We start from the raw sequence: 3976 nt of genomic DNA, 5'->3' as shown, positions 1-3976 counted from the left end.
ACGAACCCGAGCTCATCGACCGCCCCCGTATCGGTGACCGACTCCCCGTCGTGCGTGACCACCAGCCCACCACCGCTGAACTCCGACGGCAAGGTACGATCCGGCACTGGTTCCCGGCCTGCCCACGCAGTGGGACGAGCGTCGACCCTTCACCGGTTTCCTCACCCTGGACCGAGCCACCCGCACCGCCGTGGGCGAGCTCTCCGGCGGCCACGACGACCTGCTGGCCTGGATCGGAGCCGGTGCGCCGCCGGTGTTCTTCGGTTTCGGCAGCATGCCGATCCGCGATGCCGCCGCCGTATTCGCCATGGTGGAGCAGGTGTCCGCGCGGCTGGGTGTGCGTGCCCTCGTGCACGCGGGCTGGAGCGATCTGGATGTCGCGGCCACGGTCACCGGTGATCGGATCAAGCTGGTGAACACCGATTTCGCCTACGATCTGATCTTTCCGCTGTGCGCGGCGGCGGTACATCACGGCGGCATCGGGACGCTGTTCGAGAGCCTGCGGGCGGGTCTGCCCACGGTGGTGTGCTCGGTGTCGTTCGAGCAGCCCATGTGGGGTGGTCAGGTCGAGAAGCTCGGTGTGGGAGCGCATCTGCCGTTCACCTCGCTGACGGCCGACAGGCTGGAAGCCAAGCTCGCGCCTCTGCTCTCCGAGCAATCCCGCACCCGGGTACACGATTTCGCCGCCACCCTGCTGACCACCGGCACCGCCGAGCGGGCCGCCGATCTCATCGAGGCCGCCGCCCAGTGACCGCTCCCGTCCGCTATCTGGTCCCCGACACCGCGGTCATGTTCCGCCGCTGCGCCCGCCGCACCCTGCGCAGCACCGACACCCTGGTCATCTCGCTGACCATGCCGATCCTGATGATGCTGCTGTTCACCTACGTCTTCGGTGGCGCGATCGAGGTCGGCGGCTCCTACCTGAACTACGTGATCCCCGGGATCATGCTGCTGTGCACGGGTTTCGGGGCGTCCATCACGGCGGCGAGCGTGTGCACCGATATGACCCGCGGCAGTGTCGACCGCTTCCGCACGCTGCCCATGTTCCGCCAGGCCCTCGCCGCCGGGCACGTGACCGAGGGCTTCGCCCGCACGATCGCCGCCATCGTCATCGCGGTCGGTGTGGCGGTGGCTTTGGGCTACCGCCCCGGCTCCGGCCCCCTGGGCTGGCTGGCCGCAGCGGCGGTCATCGCCGCGTTCGTCCTCGCGGTGACCGCGATCGCCGTGGCCTTGGGCATGGCCGCGAACAATCCGGAGGCCGCGGGCGGCCTCACCTACGCCATCACGTTCATCCCCTACGTCAGCAGCGCTTTCGTGCCGACGCACACCATGCCCGACTGGTTGCGCCCCTTCGCCGACAACCAGCCCGCCACCCCGGTGGTGGACACCCTCCGCAGCCTGCTGGACGGTACGGGCTCCGGTCGACCCGTCACCGCGCTGCTGTGGTGCGCGGCGCTCGCCGCACTCGGATTCGGCTGCGCGGCCGTCTCTTTCCGCCGCTTGTCCCGGCGTTGAGTTTCAGCCGGTCGCGACCACCGCCTGCGCGATGAGCGTCAGATACAGCGTGAGGATGAACAGAACGGCGGGCAGAATCGGGTAGTCCTCGTGGCGGGAGCGGAGGTAGCGCACGGTCCCCGCGAGCGGGAGGAGCGTGAGTGCCAGGGGTATCCAGCCGATCATCGCGGCCGCGCCGTGCCGGGTCCACGGCTCGGCCAGCACCGTCTCGCAGACTGCTGCGATCAGCGCCAGCAACACGATCGCCACCGCACTACCGGTGTAGCCGAGCACGTTCGAGTAGTACGTCTCCCCCGGCCGGGTGAGACGTGAAGTCTTGCGGGCGAATTCGAACTGCAGGAACGCGCCGGCGAACACGACCGCCGCCCACGCCACCCGGCCGCGCGCGGCGGCCTCGCCGGTGTCGATGGCCGACACCACCACGTAGAGGGTCACCAGCAGTTGCACCGGGTAGGTGACCAGGAGGTTGAGCAGGATGTTGGTGCGGACGGTCGCGGAGAGGCGTTCCAGGCCCCACAGAATCAGGCCGTAGGCCAGGACGGCTGCGATCGCCGCGGCCGAACGCGGCGACAGGGCGAGGCTGCCCGCGATGGCGACGACGGCGATCACCGTCATCGCGCCACGCAGTTCGGGGGCGCTGACCGCCCCGGTGACCAGTGGCCGGTCCGGGTTGTGGACGCGGTCGTAGTCGAGGTCCTTCTGCTCGTCGACCATGCGCAGGTAGAGCAGCACGATGGCGACGACACCGATGCGGGCGGCGGTCGCGCCGGTGGGATGCCAGGGGTGGCCGGGCACGGTGAGCAGGGCGGCGGTGCCTTCGAGGGCGAAGACCCAGAGGATGCCGTAGAGCAGGTAGTGCGGCTTGTACATCACCTTGGTGAAGTGCGCGATGCGGCCGACCGAGGTGAGAAGCCCAGCGGGGGCCGGGCTTTCGGCGAGATCGGTCATCGAGGCGCGTCTCCTGCCGGGCTGGCCCAGCCGTCCCAGCCGGTCAGCTCCGCGGCGGGTGTGCGGCGCACCGGCCGGTCGGAACCGGGCAGCAGGTGGGCGACCGGGAGCATGGCCACCTGGGTAACCTCGTCGAACGGGATGCCGAGCAGTTCGGCGATCTCGCGTTCGTAGGCCAGGTGCGCGGTGGTGAGGGTGCTGCCGAGGCCCTTGGCGCGCAACGCCAATTGCAGGTTCCAGACGGCCGGATAGATCGAACCGTAGAAGCTGGCCAGCCGCAGCGGCGACGGTTCGGCGGGCGGACGACCCAGAGAGCACACCAGGATCAGCGCGGGCACTTCCGCCAGGTGATCGGCCAGATGCTGTCCCGAGGCCAGATCGGCCAGCTGATCCGGGCGTGGGGTGCGCCCGGAGAGGTTGGCGGCGAACGCTTTCCGGTAGTACTCGCCGATCCGCGCCTTCAATGCGGGGTCGCGCACCACCACGAACCGCCACGGCTGCCGGTTGGAGCCGCTGGGCGCGTGCACCGCGATCTCGAGGCAGTCGAGAATGTCCTGCTGGTCGACCGGCCGCGTCAGATCGAGGCGTTTGCGTACGGCGCGGGTGCCGGTCAGCAGATCGGTGTTCATCTGCCTCCGTCCTCCACCTCTGCTGCCGCCCCGGCGAATTCGAGGTCGATGCGGGCGGCCACGCCCCCGGCCTGGCGGATCTCGCAGCGCACCACGGTCGCCTCGACCCCGGATTCGGTGCGTTCGGCCACGCACACGCTCGGCAGATCCAGTTCCACGAACTGGTCGAAAGCACTTGTCACACTGACCAATCGGCGCGGCTCGACACCCATGGTGAGGGCGGTCTGGCGGCACGCCTCGATGAGCAGGTTGCCGGGCACGTGATCGAGCTGATGGTCGAACAGGATCGGATGCGTGGTGTCGGCGATGACCGCGGCGCGCGCCCGGTCGGGTGTGGCCTCCGGGACGCCGATCACCACATTGCGCGGGTTCTCGCGACCGACCAGGGCCGCGGCGGCGCGCGGACCGGCCGAGGCCGGGGTCTCGAAGGGGCCGAGCCCCAGCTGTTTCCGGTATCCGCTGCGGATCGCCGCCCATTGCCGGGGGTCGACCCAGGAGAACGAACCGTCGACGGTCCCCATCGTGACACCGCCGCAGGAGATGTCGAGCACCAGATCCAGGCCCTCGAGCGCCGTGCCGCGCCGATGCGCGCGCAGCGCTCGCACCCGCAGTTCCAGGTCGGCGGGCGCGGACCCGACTTCCCAGGCGACGCTGTCGATTCCGGTGCCGTTGAACGTCCGCACCAGGAACGCGCGGTCGGTGGGCACGTCGTAGAACTCGTGGGTGACCGCGATGGACGCCTGCCGCGCGGCCTCCATGACGGCGATCAGATCGTGGTAGTCGCCCAGCACCCCGGCGTGATCGCCGTAGTGGCCGTGCATGCGGGGCAGTTGCGCGCCCACCACGAAACTGTCCTCGGCCTCGGCGTCCAGGGAGGTCACGAA

At 69.8% G+C, this 3976-nt stretch carries 5 protein-coding genes; 2 read left to right on the top strand and 3 right to left on the bottom strand.

The window, feature by feature from the left end; translation table 11 throughout:
* Positions 1 to 190: 190 nt before the first annotated feature.
* Together ACWELQ_RS40390 and ACWELQ_RS40385 are read left to right on the top strand one after the other, a co-directional pair.
* The gene (locus tag ACWELQ_RS40390) at positions 191 to 751 is read left to right on the top strand and encodes a glycosyltransferase (protein WP_452402273.1); all 561 of its coding nucleotides are present in this window, start codon (positions 191 to 193) and stop codon (positions 749 to 751) included.
* Positions 748 to 1515, top strand: coding sequence for an ABC transporter permease (locus ACWELQ_RS40385; RefSeq protein WP_452402272.1), 768 nt, complete (start codon positions 748 to 750; stop codon positions 1513 to 1515). Before ACWELQ_RS40390 ends, ACWELQ_RS40385 begins: the two co-directional genes overlap by 4 nt.
* 3 nt (positions 1516 to 1518) lie before the next feature.
* Here the strand turns inward: ACWELQ_RS40385 and ACWELQ_RS40380 are convergent, their stop codons facing one another.
* The 3 genes from ACWELQ_RS40380 to ACWELQ_RS40370 all read right to left on the bottom strand — a co-directional run.
* Positions 1519 to 2463: a hypothetical protein gene (locus tag ACWELQ_RS40380; RefSeq protein WP_452402271.1), complete on the bottom strand. Its 945-nt coding sequence runs from the start codon at positions 2461 to 2463 to the stop codon at positions 1519 to 1521.
* Complete coding sequence (locus ACWELQ_RS40375; RefSeq protein ID WP_452402270.1) at positions 2460 to 3092, bottom strand: nitroreductase family protein; 633 nt, start codon at positions 3090 to 3092, stop codon at positions 2460 to 2462. The genes ACWELQ_RS40380 and ACWELQ_RS40375 overlap by 4 nt, the downstream gene beginning before the upstream one ends.
* A partial coding sequence (locus ACWELQ_RS40370; RefSeq protein ID WP_452402269.1) for an AfsA-related hotdog domain-containing protein occupies positions 3089 to 3976 on the bottom strand: 888 nt, incomplete at its 5' end. The genes ACWELQ_RS40375 and ACWELQ_RS40370, both read right to left, overlap by 4 nt.

It is taken from the genome of Nocardia sp. NPDC004722, assembly GCF_053601505.1.
The sequence above is the reverse complement of the archived record's forward strand: the minus strand, read 5'-3'. Positions and strand labels throughout refer to the sequence as shown.